Genomic DNA, 18,315 nt, shown 5'->3' on the forward strand with positions numbered 1-18,315 from the left:
GGCCTATTTTTCTCCCAGAAAATGTTTGTTTTAGTTTACCGATTACAGTTGTATCGTTGTCCCCAATTGCTGTCCATCTCTTATTCTTTGAACAACATGCGCTTCGTTACCTGCTGCAATCACTACATTTTGACAGCCATGTTCAATTGCAGTTACAGCTTCTTGTACTTTCGGAATCATGCCACCATAAATTTGTTCTTGTTCAATATAATGTTGAATATGTTCCGACGTTAGCGTTGGCTTTACCTTATCCTCTATGATTACACCTGGAATATCACTCAACAAATAGATTGGCGCCTTTAATATTTGGGCTATTTTGTATGCTAAAGTATCTGCATTAATATTATATAAATGACTAGAGGAGCGATGCATGCCAATTGAAGCAATGATGGGAATATAATGTTCGGTAATATGATCTATAACTGCTGTATTAATATTTATAGCTTCACCCACATACCCATATTTTTCATTTAAAGGTTTAACGTCAAACAATTTTGCATCCACACCATTCAAACCGATACTTTGTATATGCGTATGATTCATTTTTCCTACCAATTGCGGATTTACCATTCCGACAAGTATCTGACTTGTAATAGTCAGCACCTTATCTGTAGTAACCCTTAATCCATCTTTAAATGATGTATGCACGCCTTGCTGTTTAAGAGCTTGATTGATAAATGGACCACCCCCATGAACGATAATCGGGCGCATCCCTTGCTGCTTTAACTGAGCGATATCTTCAATTGTTGTATCATGAAGTTCCGTCAAAGTGCTACCGCCTATCTTAATAACAATATAACTCATCTTAGACACTCCTTATGTTCTATATGAAGCATTGATACGTACGTATTCATATGACAAATCACAACCATATGCAGCCGCTTCTCCTTTACCTTCTCCTACAGAAGTTTCTATTACAATATCGTCTTCTGTTAGTCGCTCTTTTAATAATTGTTCATCAAAATCTAAATGAATGCCTTGTTCTAATACAGGTACCTGACAGAGATAGACATTCGTCTTCTCTGGTTCAATACATTTTGATGCATAACCTATAGCAGTCACAATTCTACCAAAGTTTGCATCTTCTCCATGTATTGCCGTTTTAACCAAATTAGAAGATACGATACTTTTGGCAATCTTTCTTGCCTCATCCACATTAGGTGCCCCTGTCACTTTTGCAGTAACTAATTTCGTCGCACCTTCTCCATCTTTAGCAATTAATTTCGCTAGATACTGACTTACAAAATTGAATGCGTAAACGAATTTATGCCACTCTGGATGCAAGGCATTAATTTCACTATTATGTGCTAAGCCGTTAGCCATGCATATCACCATATCATTTGTACTTGTATCCCCATCAACTGTAATCATATTAAATGACTGATCCGTTGTTTGTTTTAAACAATAATCTAACGTATTCGCATCAATATTAGCATCCGTTGTTATGAAACCAAGCATGGTTGCCATATTGGGATGTATCATACCAGAGCCTTTCGCACTACCACCAATGGTTACTGTTTTACCATCAATCTCAACTTGCACCGCTATATGTTTAGTAACAGTATCAGTTGTCAAAATGGCTTGATTGAAGAATTGGCTATTATTATACGCTTCTTTCAAGACATGCTGTGTGCCGTAATAAATTTTATCCATAGGTAAAAATGCACCTACGACCCCAGTTGATGCCACGCCAACGTTTTGTTGGTCTATATTCAATCGTTCTGCTACCCAAGCTTGTGTATCTAGCGCATCTTGTGTACCTTTTTCTCCTGTACAGGAATTCGCATTCGCTGAATTCACAACAATGGCTTGTAGTGTCTTATTAGAGTTAATACTGTCTTCTGTTAATTTTAAAGGGGCTGCCTTAAAGCGATTCAGTGTATACACACCTGTAGCTACCGCTTCCGTAGTCGAATAAATCCAACCAAAGTCTTTTTTCTTTCTTCTTAATCCTGTATGAAATCCACCAGCAATGAAACCTGATGGAGAACTTACATCACCTTGCACATCTATATTTAATTGCTTTAACGTATCAATTGTTTCGATATCTATCATATTCTCTCCCCTTTCAGATTAGCTTATGGATATACCGGTGTTTGAGTTAGTCCAGTCTTTTCGTGCCACCCAAACATTAAATTTAAATTTTGTATCGCTTGTCCGCTTGCCCCTTTAACTAAGTTATCAATGACCGATACAATAATGGCATTTTGTCTTTCTTCATCTACATAAATTCCAATATCGCAAAAATTACTACCATATACTTCTTTAGTTTTTGGATAAACACCTACATCTCTGATACGAACAAATGGTTTATCCTCATAATATTCTTTAAAAATAGAATGTAAGTATTCACCAGTCACATGTTGATTCAGCTTCACATACATTGTTGATAATATGCCTCTTGTCATTGGTACAAGATGTGGCGTGAATATAACTTTTATTTCTTGGTTTGCTAGTTTTGAAATATATTGTTCTATTTCGGGTTTATGTTTATGCTTACCTATCGCATACGCGCTAAAGTTTTCATTCATCTCTGAAAAATGAACATGTTGTGCCAAAGATCTCCCTGCCCCTGAAACACCCGTTTTGGCATCAATTATAATTGAATCATAGTCAATGATTTGTTGATCGATAAGTGGATGTAATCCCAATAATGTAGCTGTTGGAAAGCAACCAGGGTTCGCAATCAACTGCGTCGTTTGAGGATTTACATCAGACCATTCAGCAATGCTATAATTTGCGTTATCTAATTGTTGTTGAGGTGCTGCCACTTCTCCATAATATGTTTCATACACAGTTCGATTACTCAACCTAAAGTCACCAGACAAATCAATAACCTTTATATTTTGCTCAATTAATGCGGGTGCTAAATCTTTACTTACGTTAGATGGTGTTGCGAAGTATACAACATCACAGTTTATATCCCCGCTATTGAGTGCTTCATATTGATATGTTAAGTGGCTCAAGTGAGGAAATGTTTCTTTAATTGGTTCATCAATTTTTGAATGTGAAAATATATATTTAACATTTACATATGGATGATGTGTTAATAGTCTGATTAATTCAATTGCGCCATAACCACTACCACCCACAATTCCAACATCTATCATGACATTCATTCCTTTCTGAATATTCAGTCTTTTGAAGTGTTATTGTCTGCCTTTTTCTAACACTTCAGTAATCACATGGACTACTTTATCAATCTCTTGTTCATTAATAACTAGCGGTGGTGCAATACGAATAATATTACCTTGCGTTTCCTTACATAACACACCTTTTTCAATCATTTTCAAACAATATGGCTTCGCTTCTTCTGTTAGTTCTATACCGATAAATAATCCCCTGCCTCTCACATCAGAGATGATATGACTGTCTATAAGTTGTAATTGATTAAGTAACTTCTGTCCAAGATTTTTAGAATTCTCTACTAACTTTTCTTCAATTAATACGTCTAACGCGGCAATGGACACTGCACAGGCAAGTGGATTACCTCCAAAAGTAGAACCATGTGTACCTGGTGTAAGTACTTCCATCACATTCTGATTCGCTAATATTGCAGAAATCGGGTATAATCCTCCGCCTAATGATTTACCTAATAAATAGATATCAGGTTCAACGTGTTCCCACTCCATTGCGAACATTTTTCCTGTTCTACCTAACCCTACTTGAATTTCATCTGCTATTAATAACACGTTATTTTCATCACATAACTTACGCACCGCCTGTAAGAAATGATCTGGTGGTATATTCACACCACCCTCACCTTGAATAGGTTCTAGAATAATTGCAGTTGTTTGCTCATTGATTAAATTTTTCAACTGTTCTATATCCCCAAAATCTGCATAGTGCACGTTATTTAATAATGGACCAAACCCTTGTTTGTAATTATCCTGAGATGATAATGATAACGAGCCTAAAGTACGACCATGAAAGTTGCCTTTCATAGCAATAATTTCTGTAGTTGATTCAGCAATCTGTTTAACATCCGAACCCCATTTACGTGCAATCTTTATTGCCGTTTCAACTGCCTCAGTTCCTGTATTCATTGGTAATACTTTTTCTTTATTTGCCAACTTACATATTTTTTCTTCCCAAATGCCTAAATTTTCACTATATAATGCACGGGAAACCATTGTAATTTTTTGACTTTGTTGTTGAAACGCTTTGATAATTTCAGGATGACAATGACCCTGATTAACTACCGAAAAACCTGAAATACAATCTATATAACACTTACCTCCAACATCCCACACTTTTGCACCATACCCTTTAGCTAAAGCTAATTTAAGTGGGCTATAGTTGTCAGAACTATATTGGTCAGTCTGTTCAAATAAATTAGACATAAAATCCTTCTTTCTTAATAATATTTATTCTTAAAAATGAATTAATATTCATAAATGATATACTTATTATATGAATACGTCAAAGAATTTTTTGAATTTTTACACTTAATAAATCTGTGAAATGCTGTTTTAAAGCAAAATAAAAAAGATTATTAAATACTTTTATTTAATAATCTTTAATCTACCATCATATGAACGATGCATTAATTTTGCATAATATGTAGTCTACTGTATTATTGTACACAAACGTTACTTATGCATTATTCAGTTGTTTTACTAATTTCGGTAATTGTGAAATATCTTCTATAACATCCTTTGCATGAAGACTATTAAATCGTTTATTACTTTTTCAAAATGAGTATATAAACAATCTATTTCTTGACTCTCGTTTAAATAGATACCATCATCAATTCATAAGACCCCCCTGAGACACAGTTGTGTTTCAGGGGGGTTTTACGAATCACTTTTCAATGCTTATCATCACAGCACTATATTATGTTTCACTAGATTGTTTCGCTTTACGTTTTTCACGTAAATCAGCACGCATATCTTTATTAATCTTTTTAGCACGTTTAAAGTAAACACTTTCAAAGTAACTTGACGTACCTATTTTATAAAATATCAATGCAATAACGATAATCACAATAAAGTCGTATGGGTAATGAATCCAGTTCATACCTTTAAACTCTTTACTACCTATAAATGAAAGAAAGGCAAGTAAGATAAGATATAAAATGATCCATAAACTACCGCCTATTTGTTTTTTCGTATTTTTCCAATTCATTTTATATTCATAAAAGAAATAAATAGGTAAACCTAAAATGATTATCAAAATAACTTCTGCAGTTGTTGGCCACATAGCCCAATATATCGCTAATGAAGCCATAACAAATGAAAATGGCGCCATGAACTTTAACAAGTTCGCTCTGAATGGTCTATGCATTTTAGGTGCCATTTTACGCAGAGCAATTACTGTCGTTGGCCCTGTTAAATACGCAACGAGAGTAGCTGTTGAAATCACACTCGCTAAAGTACCCCAATCACGGAATAATGATACCATCACCATGCTAATAATTGCATTAAACACAATTGCTACACGGGGAATCATATATTTTTTGTTCATTTTACCTAAAAATTTAGGAATGTGCCCATTTTGTTCCATAGCGCGTAATACACGTCCAGTAACGGCAACAAATGATACACCAGTACCAAACGGTGATACGACTGCTTCCATATACAATAATATAGCTAACCAATTTAATCCTAATAAAATAGCCATATCAGCAAATGGTGAGTTAAAGTTTATACCACTCCATCCATTTTCATGAATCATTTCACTTGGCATTGATGTGATAAATGTACTTTGAAGCACTATGTACAATACCGCACTTAATGTCAGCGATATCGCGATACCACGCGCAATATTTTTTTCGGGTTTTTGAATTTCTGATCCCATATTAATAATTGTTTGGAAGGCATTAAATGAAAAAATAATACCTGATGCCGTTGTAGCAGCAAAAATCGGTGCTGAACCATATGGCATAAATTGGCCGGCCGAATGACCATAATTCCCGGTATCAAAACCAGAAATGATTAACATAATAATTGTTAATAAAGGTACACCTAATTTAAATATTGAAATTAAACTTGTAAATGACGTTAATAACTTAACCGACCAATAGTTTAACAATGAAAAAATAATGATAATTACAAATACTGCTAATAACCCAGCATTACTAATTGTAGTTCCGTCCATTAAACCAGTCGTAAATTTCGCCCAATCCCATGGCCAAGAACTCATATATTGTACAGCTGACACTGCTTCAATCGGGATGATAGTTACCAGTGATACCCAATTTGCCCATGCAGCAATAAATCCAAGTAATGAGCCATGTGTATATTGAGCATAGTTACTCATACCACCTGATTGTGGAAACATCGTTCCTATTTCTATGTAGTTATAAGCAATTGAACCTATGACTACAAAACCTATAATCCAAGAAATAATAGCAGCTGGCCCTGCAATGGAAGAAGCCTCCCAAGCGCCGAATAACCAACCAGATCCTATTAATGAACCTAAACCTAGTAAAACAAGCTGTGGTAAATTAATTTTACTACTTTCGTCTTTTTGTCCCATAATTACTCCTAATATTGTCTCTTTTATATTCATATCAAGAACACGTAAAATTTATACACCTTCTTGTATATGGTGTTATTATACTCGTATAACAATTCAAGTCAAATCAACTTCTCTGTTAACTATAAGTGAATAAATCAGTATTTTTATTCATATATAACATAATTATTGTATAAAAGCGTTGCCCAACAAGTCACTTTCAATTCACTGTCAGCCATACTTTGAAGCTCTATTTACTCATGTTACTTATTTATTCATTTAAAGCATATTTTTAAAAAAACTTTATTTTAAAATTTATAAAACGCAAATCTTTTAAACTCAGTATTTACAGTACTTTAAAGCTATTCCGCCTATTTTTTTGTAACATTTTTACACAATGGTGTATTTATACAAAAATAAAGCATTATCTACAAGATTATCTTTAATAACCTAGAAATAATGCTTTATACGATGTTACTCAAATATAAATAAATACTTTTCAATTCTTGCTACACTATAAGTGATTGATATATTTAATCTTTTCTAACTTCATCTTCCCACCAAAGTGCATCTTTTGGATTCTTCACTACATCTTCATAATCTTCTTGTGTATCAACATTTGGATAAGAACCTCTTAGTGATTTATTTGAGGTAGATTTAAACATTGTTATAAAGACAATGAGTCCAATCACATTAATAAACATTAAGTAATAGGATGGCGCAATTTGTTGTCCTGTTGTTTCTACTAACGTTGAAAGGATAAATGGTGTTAGACCACCAAATATTGCAGCACCAATATTATAAACAAGTGATAGTGTACGTAATCTCACTTTAGTATGGAACATACTTGGTAATACTGAAGGCATCACACCCTCAAATGTGGACATAAATAGCGCAATGATAAATAATCCGAGAATTACAAAAGGAATCATTGGGATACTCATCAACCAAAATGCAAGTACTGAGAACAAACTAAATCCTACGAGTCCAAATAAAATTGTCCGTTTGTTCCCTACTTTATCACTATACCAACCAAAGAAAAATACTGCCGGTATCATGACCAACATGGTGATGGTGCTTAATATTGAGCCCATTGTACCACCTAGATTAATCGTTGAATTCAAGAAAGACGGCATGTAGGACAGAACCATATAATTTGCTACATTTAAAAAGGCTACACCTGTAAAGCAAACTACTACGTCTTTCCAATAATATTTAAAAATATCTAAATAAGAATACTCTAATTCTTCTTGTTCTTCTAATGTAGACTCATAAGCAGGACTTTCATCTAAACTTGAACGTAAGATAATACCAATAATCCCCAGTGGTGCAGCAAGAATAAATGGAATTCTCCAACCCCAATCTGCCATTTGTTGATCATTTAATATTGAGTACATTAGACCTGCCAAGATGGCAGCCATGATATTACCAGCTAGTGTCCCAATTTCTAGACCGCTTCCTAATTTACCTCTAGTCTTATCAGGAGACGTTTCTGCAATGTAAGTCATTGCACCAGCATACTCGCCACCAGTCGAAAATGACTGAATCATACGTACAACGAGTAATAATATAGGCGCCCATATACCAATTTGCTCTTGTGTAGGTAAAAGTCCAAGCATTAATGTTGATGCCGCCATAAGTAAGATTGTTGTCGATAATACAATTTTCCGTCCATACTTATCACCTAAATGGCTAAAAAATATACCACCAATTGGTCTTACGATAAACGCAAAGGCAAATACAGCAAATGTTGAAACTATTTGCATTTCTTGCGGTAAGTTACCAAAGAAATTAGCACTTAATATGACAGCTAATTGTGCATATAATCCAAAATCAAACCATTCTATCGCATTACCGATTCCCGTTGCTACAACGCCTTTTTTGGCTTGATCAGAATCTACTCTATTAATTTTTTCTTTTTTAAATTTCACAAATAAAAACACCCCTTAAATTGTTTCTATTTATATAACATAGCCTATGTATTAAATTATAAACACTTATAAGTTATATTTAGTTGTTTTTAAAATTCTAAATCAATAAATTTCATAATGTTATTAGAAATTTATTAAATGCTATGTTAACCAGCGGTCTGGCGCTATATTTGTTAATATCAAAAGAGACACAATCCGCATATTGATAACCGGCACTTCATTTTCAAAAAATAATGTACTCTAATAAGATTTTTTCAATTGTTTCTATTTAATTTATTCAACTTCATCAATCAAATCATTTCCCATAACACTTACTCTACACTCTTTATATGTCTTTTGTTCACTTTTGATATAATAACTTTATTACATATATATGGAGGTCTTGTATGAAACAAATTTATTTTAATCACGACGGTGGCGTAGACGATTTAATTTCCCTATTTCTGTTGTTGCATATGGATGATGTAAATCTCATTGGTGTTAGTGCGATTGGCGCTGATAGCTACGTTGAACCAGCAGTGAGCGCATCTCAAAAAATGATTAATCGTTTTTCCAAGCACCCTATTGATGTCGCTGCCTCAAAGCAACGCGGTAAAAATCCATTCCCTAAAGATTGGCGTATGCATGCTTTCTTTATGGATGCCTTGCCTATTTTAAATGAAACAAATAAAGCGCATGCTAACTTACTTAAACAGGATGCTTATCAAGATATCATAGAAAAAATTCGAAACAGTCCTGATTCAGTAACCTTATTATTTACTGGACCCTTAACTGATTTAGCTAAGGTAGTAACCGTTGACCCAACGATTGTTGATCGTGTGGAGCGCTTAGTTTGGATGGGAGGCACTTTCTTAGATAAAGGAAATGTTGAGGAACCTGAACATGATGGTAGTGCAGAGTGGAATGCATTTTGGGATCCAGAAGCTGTTCAAACTGTCTTTGACACAAATATTCATATCGATATGGTTGCACTAGAAAGTACTAATCGTGTGCCGCTTACATGGGAAGTAAGACAAGCTTGGGCAAATGAACGCCATTTCCCTGGCGTTGATTTCTTAGGTGTCAGTTATGCAGCAGTACCACCGTTAACACATTTTCAAACTAACTCTACTTACTTCTTGTGGGATGTATTAACGACTGCTTACATAGGCAAACCTGAATTGGTACAGCAACATGCTGTAAAGGCTAACATTTATACAGAAGGACCTAGCCAAGGTCAAACATATATCGATGATATCCACGGTAGAACCGTCTCGGTCGTAGATTATGTTGAGCGTGATGCCTTCTTTAAATATATTACAGATTTAGCTAAACACGCTAAATAATACTACATTAAAACAGCTTCCTTTCATGTTGTAACGCACTGAGTTTACAATAGAAGGAAGCTGTTTTAATTTAATTGTCAATTTAATCAATAACTTTTTTCATCCAAGTATTGTTTATCGATGACATCCTTTGTAATGCCTACAAGCCTCTGACGTGATACTTCACTATCATCTTCAAGATTCAAAGCATGCTGTTGTGCTGCTTGATTTTTATAATGATTTAATGTGTACATTTTAAAATTTTGAGCGATATCATTATATTGGGGGTTTGGCATTTCATAATGTGTCACCAATGACTTCCATTTAACATTTTTAATTTGTATTCCTTTGGGATGCTTTTCTAAATTGAAGCGTAGGTTACCACCTAGTATATTATTTTCATTACCTGACGCTTGTCCATTCAGAAAATTTCCCAGGGAATAAGCAACTAATGTTTTGTGATTATCTCTTCCCTTCACCCATTTAACTGGTTGTATCACATGTGGATGTGTTCCTAACACTACATCTACCCCTGCATCAGCAAAAACCTTTGCATATTTTTGTTGCATCGCATTCGGCTTATTCTTTCATTCATTGCCCCAATGAGCAGATACAATAATAGCGTCACTTTGTTCTTTTGCTTTTGCTACATCTTTTTTGATTTGTACTTCATTAAAATAATTAATTTGATAAGGTTCTTCTCTTGGAATATCATTTGTCCCATATGTATAACTGAGCATTGCAATTTTAATTCCTTTTTGCTCAACGATTGGAATCGTATCGCGTTGCTTTTGCGAAGCAAAGGTTCCTGAATAGAACACCGACTCAATTTGTTTCCATACGTTTATTTCATGTTCTAACCCCTCAGTTCCCTGGTCTAAAGCATGATTGTTGGCGCCATTGATCACATTAAATCCGGTGTCTACTATATTTTGAGCAATTGCTTCCGGTGTGTTAAATTGCTTATATCCAGATAAACCTCTATCGTCTCCACCTATAGGTGATTCTTGATTGATATATGAAATGTCCGCTGACTGAATCTCTTTTTTTAAATTATGATACATTGGTTTAAAATCAAATTGTCCATCCTTTTGCAAAGCGTCTTTGTAAACAACTGGATGAATTAAATGATCACCTACTGCATAAACAGATAACGATTGCGTTAGCTTTTCCCTTTCATTCAAACAATTTATACTTAATATACAAAAACAAGTAAATAAAAAACACAAAATGATGCTATATTTCCACATGTAATTACGTCACCTGCCTAGATATATTAATTTCATTATAATTTTTATATGTAATGATTTCAATAATGTTGTAAAATAATACCGTTTTTTATTGAAAATTAAAAAAAAGACATTTTTCTAATTAAAAAAATGTCTTTACTTCATGTATTAAACGTATTTAGTAACCGTTTCTGTAGGTAATCTATAAGAACCATGTGCCGGATTTTTAGCTTTACCAATCGCTACAATTAAGACTGGTACATAGCGGTCAGCATCTAAATCAAATGCGTCTGCAATTTGATCACTTTCAAATCCACCAATTGGGTTCGTATCATAACCATGCGCTTTCGCAACGAGCATAAACTGCATAGCGGCTAAGCTGCTATCAATCTTCACGATATCATTCATTTGTTCCTTTGGTGCATTATCGTATAAGGGTATTACTTTTTCTAACATTTCGTTTTTTACTTCCTCTGGCATTAAACCTTGCTCAACTGCGTTGTTATATATCTCTTCGCCATACGTTTGACTCTTCATATCACCGAAGATAACCACCATGGCAGACGATGAATCATTTTGACGCGTATTGAAGCGAATAAGCGGACGTAGTTTATCTTTACCTTCATCGCTTTCTACTACTAAAAATCTCCATGGTTGCATATTTACAGAAGATGGTGCAGTTGTTGCTTTTTTAATCATTTCATCCATTTCCGTTTTGGGTATTTTAAACTGCTCATCAAATACTTTTACAGATTTTCTATTCATAAGAATTTCTTCAAAATTATTATTTTTCATTAGTAATGACTCCTTAAATATTTTTAACAAAATCAAATTATACTCAATTTAAGCGTAAATACAAATCATCTGTTTATAATCAAAAATAAAACAAATTTGCTACTACCGAAGTCATACCTCAAAACTTTAGAACACGGTACAAATAAAAAGTATCCACCAATGACTTAACTATCTGAAACAATCGTCATTGATGGATACCTATTATTTAATCAATATTTATATTGCTATCATCCACATTTATTTACGTTGTTGTTTTCATTTTTTTAATACCTGGTTTAACGAAACTCATAGCGATAATACCTATGACTGCAGCTATGACTGCTGAAATAAACATCGATCCATAACCATAAGCTGTTACAAGTATACCTGTTAACGTTGGAGCTATGATAGTTGCAGAGTTAACAAAGAAATGTGTAATACCACCATATGTACCTGTTTTCTTTGGTGCTGTATCAATGATGACAGACCAATAAACAGCATTAGGTAGGAATATACAAGCATTCCCTAGCATCATGAGGAACATAATCCACCCAATTTGATTTGTAGTTGGAATAATTAAAAAACAAATGGCTGCTAAGCTCATACCAAAAATGGCTAAACCTGAACGTGCAATTCTTAGACTTCCTGTTTTCACACGCAACCAATCTGATAATCTTCCACCAAAATATGCTGTAAAACAAGCCCCAATCCACGGAATCATACCAAGATACCATAATGAATGAATCTCAAAATGGTATTCATCTTGCAAATATTTTGGCGTCCAAGTTAATATCAAGAAATTAATATATTGAAAGCCAAAATAACCAATCATATTAAATATGAGCGTTGGACTTTTGAAAAAATGATACCATTTTTCATGTGCATTTTGCTCAGTTTCAACGGTCTTTTCCCCGTGAACTGTTTCTTCTGTTGATCGAATGCTTTCTAATTCCGCCTGTGAAACTTTTTTATTATCTTCAGGATAATCTGTAAATACTTTATACCAAATAATAATCCATACAAGTCCTAATAAACCTAAAATCACAAAAAGTACACGCCAAGTTGAAATAACTAAAAATCCTGAAACAATTGGCGCTGTAATTAACGCACCAAGCGGTACACCAATCAGACCTAAAGCAGACAATAAACCACGTTCTCTTGGCGCTGCCCAGTTTGCATTCGTCTTACTTATTGTTGAAAATATTGGCCCCTCAGACAGACCAAATAATACTCTTAATAATCCGAAACCAGCTAATGCAGATCCGCCAAATAAAGCCATACCTATTTCACCTGCAAAAGCCATACCTATTTCAAATAATGACCAAAGTGTACCAGCAATTAACCAAACAAACTTAGGCCCCTTTTTATCTGCTGTAACCCCTCCAAACAATGATCCAAGCATATAACCATAGCCAAAATAGCCTAATATTGAACCCCAAGCGATATTATCGAAACCAAATTCTTTTATAATATCTTCTTGAGCATAGGAAATAGCGCCACGATCGATATAATTAATCATTGTCATTACAATAATCATCGTGATAATAAAATAACGATAGTTTTTCATTTTAAATTTCCCCCACTTGTTTAGAACATTGTAAATATAGAAAAACTTACCGCTAAATGAAAGCGCTGTCAACAAAATATTTATACAACCTATTAATTTTTATTTAATAATACATTTAAAACCCTTGATATTATGCGAAATAAAGTTTTTGAAAATAACAATTATTAAATAAAATTATTCTATTAAATTAATGGACTTTGTAATATTTAGATTATGAAACCCCATTTTTTCATATAAATATTGCGCCTTATTCTGTGCATCTACATTTAATCTGACTTCATAAATACCCTGTTTCTTAAATTCTTCATTAACGAAATGTATTAACTTCTCAGCTAACCCTTGTCTTCTGTAATTTTCAAATACATACAATTCATAAATAAAACCATAATCTCGCTGAACAATGTGGTCAGTTCGTTTATCAATTAAGACAAATCCTTTCAATATATCATCTTCAATGAGTACATAATACTTTGCACCTTGTTCTCTCAATTGATTTGACATATTGTGTAAAGATGCATCTGCTAAATCAAAATTTGCTGTTATCGCTTCTTTAAATAACTTTGGTATCTCATTGCTAATCACTGTCAATTCATCATCATTAGCTTGTCTAATAGTCATAAGTTTCGCTCCACTTCAATTTATGTTTAATAGTATCATCTCACTTATATAGCTTGCCTAAAAATTAAAGATTTAAGCATTATTTGCATATATTATTTGCAAACAACCTACTTCACCTACAAATTTGAAGTCTTTTGCTTTTATTTATAGTACATAACCATGCTACAATATATTCTTTAGAAATAAAATATTCTTAAAAAAAAGAACATTTTATTATTCGTACCATTACGCACAACTTTTTATTTTCAAAGTTGAAATGAATAAGCAAAGTTTGTTATATTTTATCTTATTTAGAAGGTAAATGAGAAAATTTTATTAAAAGAGGGAACACAATGAAGTCTATATCAGTCATAGTGACTTATTACAATTCAGAAGATTATATTGAAAGATGTTTGATAAGTCTTAAAAAACAAAGATTCCAAGATTTTGAACTCATCTTGGTTAATGATGGTTCAACTGATCGTTCAAAATCACTGGCAAAACGCGTCCTTAAAGATTGGGATATTCCAATTAAAGAAGTTAATTTATCTGAAAACACAGGACATGCGCATGCTAGAAATATAGGTCTCAAAGAAGTAACATCTCCTTACTTCATATTTATTGATTCAGATGATTATTTAGCTTCTTATGCTTTATCTTTTTATATGAAGAAATTAAATCAATTTGATGCCTTAATCGCACCGGTACATTCGTTTACACTAGATATACCGCAATATGTAGATCAAGATTTAGTACGTACGCAATATTTAAATACCAAAACAGACTCTAATCAATTTTTACGTAAACAAACCGTATGTAATATTGTTTTTAAAACTGCTATTGCACGCGGGCATCAATTACAATTTAACGAAGATTTAAACATCTTTGTGGACTGGTCATTCATCCTAGAATTTATAAAATATGCCAATGGCTTTGTGCGTATCAGTCGTTTTCCCTTCTATATTAAAGGTGAAATCTATGATCCGTTCTTAAAACCTGCACTATCTAAACAAGATTTTGACATTACATTCAATGATTATGTATATAGTTTTTCTGATTCTGTTAAACGTGCACCTTTGAAAGAAAATAAAACTTTCATTAAAAACAAAATGAAAAATGTTTATAAACGTTCTTTTGAACCATCATCTAGAAAAACACCAGAGCGCTATAAATATAACAGTGAATTACTTCCGAAAGTAACAAGAAACTTAATGCCGACCCTTTTCAAGAATGAAAAGCCACTGTTTATCATAGAATCATTAATGTTAATGTTTAATAAACGTAAATCTGCGTTTAAACTAAATAAACTTAGAAAACAAGCGCGTTTAGTGAAAAGCATCGTACTCCGTAGAAAAAATAAAAATCGTGCACTATATCAATTAACTGATAGTGAAGATAAAGTGGATTCAAATACAATTGTATTTGAAACGTTTGCCGGTAAAAACTACAGTGACAGTCCTAAATATATCTATGAATATATGATGAAGCGTCATCCTAACTATAAGTTTATATGGGTCTTTAAAAACCCTTCTAAAATTCAAATTCCAGGACCCGCTAAAAAAGTTAAAAAAGGTTCGAAAGCTTATTATGAAGCATATTCAAAAGCTAAGTATTGGGTATCTAACGCGAGATTGCCACTATACCTAAATAAGAAACCAAACCAAGTTTATATCCAAAATTGGCACGGCACACCTTTAAAACGTTTAGCCAATGATATGAAAGTGATTCGTATGCCAGGAACTACGACAGATAACTACAAGCGAAATTTCAGAGAAGAAACAAGCCGTTGGGACTACCTTGTGTCACCTAATGCTTATTCTTCTAAAATCTTTGAGACCGCGTTCTGGATGAAACCTGAACAAATACTTGAGATTGGTTATCCTAGAAATGATGTCTTAGTTAACCATGCCAATGATGAATCATACATCCAAGAAATTAAAGAAAATTTAAACTTACCTACAGATAAGAAAGTCATCATGTACGCACCAACTTGGAGAGATGATGAATTCGTTAAGAAAGGTAAATATTTATTTAATTTAAAAATTGATTTAGACAACTTACAAGAACAACTTGGCGATGAATATGTCGTGTTACTAAGAATGCATTATCTCATTTCTAATGCATTAGATTTACGCGGCTATGAAGATTTTGCAATTGATGTGTCAAACTATAGCGATATCTCTGAATTATATTTAATTTCAGATTGTCTTATCACAGATTATTCGTCTGTCATGTTTGATTATGGTGTATTGAAGCGCCCACAATTTTTCTTTGCTTATGATTTAGATAAATATGGTCAAGATTTACGTGGGTTCTATTTGGATTACCATAAAGACTTACCTGGACCTATACACAAAGATCCTTACGAATTGACGGAAGACTTAAAAAACATAGACCAAGTCGCTGTTGATTACAAAGATAAAATCAATAAGTTTTATGATGACTTTTGTTCATTAGAAAATGGTAGAGCGTCTAAGACAATTTCCGATTTAATTACAGGCAAAAGTAAGGATTAAAGTTAATATATAATCCTACTATATACTAATTGCTTAGGACTATAACAAAGATGATTTACACTACAAATATTTTCTATATTGAACAGTATTTTTAACTTTAGTAAGTTATATATTAATAAATGCATCACATAAAAAAACAGACAGAGACAATTAATTGTCTCTGTCTGTTTTTGTGTGTTGCTCATATCTCTTGGATTCTTATACCCATTGTCAACAAAGGGAGACTTATTTCACTGTCCCTGCGTCTTTATCATGTACACCATGACGATAGAAATCAATGTATTCTGGGTCTAAAGGTTTTTTACCACGAATAATATCTGAAGCTTTTTCAGCCATCATCAATACCGGAGAATGGATATTACCATTCGTTGTACGAGGCATTACAGATGCATCCACAACACGTAAATTCTCCATACCATGCACTTTAAATGTTTCTGGGTCTACTACTGACATTTCATCAGATGCAGGTCCCATTCTACAGCTACATGATGGATGTAAAGCTGTTTCACCATCGCGTTTTACCCACTCTATAATTTCTTCATCTGTCTGTACCTCTGGACCTGGTGAAATTTCTCCACCATTATAAGGATCTAATGCTTTTTGTTTCAAGATATTTCTAGCTACTTTAATCGCTTCAACCCACTCGCGCTTATCTTCTTCAGTAGATAAATAGTTGAATACGAATTCTGGTTTTTCAAAAGGATCTTTTGATTTAATTTTTAAATGACCACGAGAATTTGAGTACATTGGTCCAACATGAACTTGGTAGCCATGTGCTGCTGGAGCTTTCGTACCATCATATCTTACTGCGATTGGTAAGAAGTGGAACATTAAGTTAGGATAATCTACTTCATCATTAGAGCGAACGAATCCTCCACCTTCAAAGTGATTTGATGCAGCTGCACCTTTACGTCCTAAGATCCATTGTAAGCCAATAAATGGCATCTTCAATTTATTTAAACTTGGTTGCATTGATACTGGTTGTTTACATGCATGTTGCACATATACTTCTAAATGGTCCTCAAAGTTTTCACCAACGCCTGGTAAGTGAATACGAGGTTCAATACCTAATGAACGTAAGTGTTCAGCATCTCCGATACCAGATAGTTGTAATAATTGCGGTGAGTTAATTGCACCACCAGATAAGATAACTTCTTTGGCCATTACTGTATGCTCTTTACCATTTTTCTTAAATGTTACTCCAGTCACTTTATTACCTTCAAAGTTTAATTTCGTAACAAAAGCACGTGTTTGTACTTCTAAATTTTTACGTTTCATCGCTGGATGTAAATATGCTCTAGAAGCTGACACACGACGTCCATTATGGACTTGGCTGTCAAATGGGCCGAAGCCTTCTTGACGGAAACCATTGACATCTGGTGTTTTATTATAACCCGCTTCAACGCCTGCATCGAAGAACGCTTGGAATAATGGATTATCAGCTGGTCCACGTCTTAACTTAATTGGACCGTGATGTCCGCGATAAGGATCATCCTTTGTAGAACCAAACGTTGTCTCTAAACGTTTAAAATACGGTAAACAATGCGCATAGTCCCATGAATCCATACCTTCAGGTTTTGCCCATTTTTCATAATCCATAGGGTTCCCTCTTTGATAAATCATACCGTTAATTGAACTTGATCCGCCTAAAACTTTACCGCGAGCATGTCCAACTTTACGGCCACCCATATGTGGTTCTGGTGTCGTTTCATAAATCCAATCATACAATTTATTACCAGCCGGATACATTAATGCTGCTGGCATTTGTATTAATAAGTCCCATGGATAGTCACTGCGTCCTGCTTCTAATACAAGTACATTATTTGATACGTCTTCACTCAATCTGCCACCTAGCACTGAACCAGCACTACCGCCACCAATGATGATATAATCATATGATTCTTTCATTATTATAACGCCTCCTGAATTTATTATATG

12 protein-coding genes and 1 pseudogene are annotated in these 18,315 nt (G+C 33.7%); 2 read left to right on the top strand and 11 right to left on the bottom strand.

Annotation, left to right across the window (positions count from 1 at the left end; genetic code table 11):
- Positions 1-42: 42 nt before the first annotated feature.
- The 6 genes from argB to BTJ66_RS05550 form a co-directional block, all read right to left on the bottom strand.
- Complete coding sequence (gene argB, locus BTJ66_RS05525; protein ID WP_099089975.1) at positions 43-804, bottom strand: acetylglutamate kinase; 762 nt, start codon at positions 802-804, stop codon at positions 43-45.
- A 12-nt stretch (positions 805-816) separates the two neighbouring features.
- Positions 817-2,055, bottom strand: a complete 1,239-nt coding sequence (argJ, locus tag BTJ66_RS05530; RefSeq protein WP_099089976.1) for a bifunctional glutamate N-acetyltransferase/amino-acid acetyltransferase ArgJ — start codon at positions 2,053-2,055, stop codon at positions 817-819.
- A 23-nt stretch (positions 2,056-2,078) separates the two neighbouring features.
- A complete protein-coding gene (argC, locus tag BTJ66_RS05535; RefSeq protein ID WP_099089977.1) occupies positions 2,079-3,110 on the bottom strand; it encodes an N-acetyl-gamma-glutamyl-phosphate reductase in 1,032 nt (343 codons plus the stop codon).
- Positions 3,111-3,149: 39 nt separating this feature from the next.
- Positions 3,150-4,343: an ornithine--oxo-acid transaminase gene (gene rocD / locus BTJ66_RS05540; protein ID WP_099089978.1), complete on the bottom strand. Its 1,194-nt coding sequence runs from the start codon at positions 4,341-4,343 to the stop codon at positions 3,150-3,152.
- A 493-nt stretch (positions 4,344-4,836) separates the two neighbouring features.
- Positions 4,837-6,480, bottom strand: coding sequence for an APC family permease (locus tag BTJ66_RS05545; RefSeq protein ID WP_099089979.1), 1,644 nt, complete (start codon positions 6,478-6,480; stop codon positions 4,837-4,839).
- Between the two features lie 512 nt (positions 6,481-6,992).
- Positions 6,993-8,390, bottom strand: a complete 1,398-nt coding sequence (locus BTJ66_RS05550; RefSeq protein WP_099089980.1) for an MFS transporter — start codon at positions 8,388-8,390, stop codon at positions 6,993-6,995.
- A 386-nt stretch (positions 8,391-8,776) separates the two neighbouring features.
- Between BTJ66_RS05550 and BTJ66_RS05555 the strand changes: the two genes are divergently transcribed.
- Complete coding sequence (locus BTJ66_RS05555; protein WP_099089981.1) at positions 8,777-9,715, top strand: nucleoside hydrolase; 939 nt, start codon at positions 8,777-8,779, stop codon at positions 9,713-9,715.
- A gap of 86 nt (positions 9,716-9,801) precedes the next feature.
- Here BTJ66_RS05555 and BTJ66_RS05560 read toward each other — a convergent pair.
- From BTJ66_RS05560 to BTJ66_RS05575, 4 genes and pseudogenes are all read right to left on the bottom strand, one after another.
- Positions 9,802-10,944: pseudogene (locus BTJ66_RS05560) on the bottom strand (CapA family protein).
- A gap of 147 nt (positions 10,945-11,091) precedes the next feature.
- Positions 11,092-11,718 carry a nitroreductase family protein gene (locus tag BTJ66_RS05565; RefSeq protein WP_099089982.1) on the bottom strand — a complete coding sequence of 209 codons (627 nt, stop codon included), beginning with the start codon at positions 11,716-11,718 and terminating at the stop codon, positions 11,092-11,094.
- 241 nt (positions 11,719-11,959) lie between these two features.
- The gene (locus BTJ66_RS05570) at positions 11,960-13,264 is read right to left on the bottom strand and encodes an MFS transporter (protein ID WP_099089983.1); all 1,305 of its coding nucleotides are present in this window, start codon (positions 13,262-13,264) and stop codon (positions 11,960-11,962) included.
- A 174-nt stretch (positions 13,265-13,438) separates the two neighbouring features.
- Positions 13,439-13,882 carry a GNAT family N-acetyltransferase gene (locus tag BTJ66_RS05575; protein ID WP_099089984.1) on the bottom strand — a complete coding sequence of 148 codons (444 nt, stop codon included), beginning with the start codon at positions 13,880-13,882 and terminating at the stop codon, positions 13,439-13,441.
- Positions 13,883-14,214: 332 nt separating this feature from the next.
- Here BTJ66_RS05575 and BTJ66_RS05580 point away from each other — a divergent pair, with 332 nt between their 5' ends.
- Positions 14,215-16,377 (top strand): bifunctional glycosyltransferase/CDP-glycerol:glycerophosphate glycerophosphotransferase, encoded by a 2,163-nt coding sequence (locus tag BTJ66_RS05580; RefSeq protein WP_099089985.1) that lies wholly within the window; start codon positions 14,215-14,217, stop codon positions 16,375-16,377.
- Between the two features lie 225 nt (positions 16,378-16,602).
- On the opposite strand, the gene betA is transcribed toward BTJ66_RS05580, so the two are convergent.
- A complete protein-coding gene (betA, locus tag BTJ66_RS05585; protein ID WP_099089986.1) occupies positions 16,603-18,285 on the bottom strand; it encodes a choline dehydrogenase in 1,683 nt (560 codons plus the stop codon).
- Between the last annotated feature and the right edge of the window lie 30 nt (positions 18,286-18,315).

This window comes from Staphylococcus edaphicus (assembly GCF_002614725.1).
GTDB classification, from domain to species: Bacteria; Bacillota; Bacilli; order Staphylococcales; family Staphylococcaceae; genus Staphylococcus; species Staphylococcus edaphicus.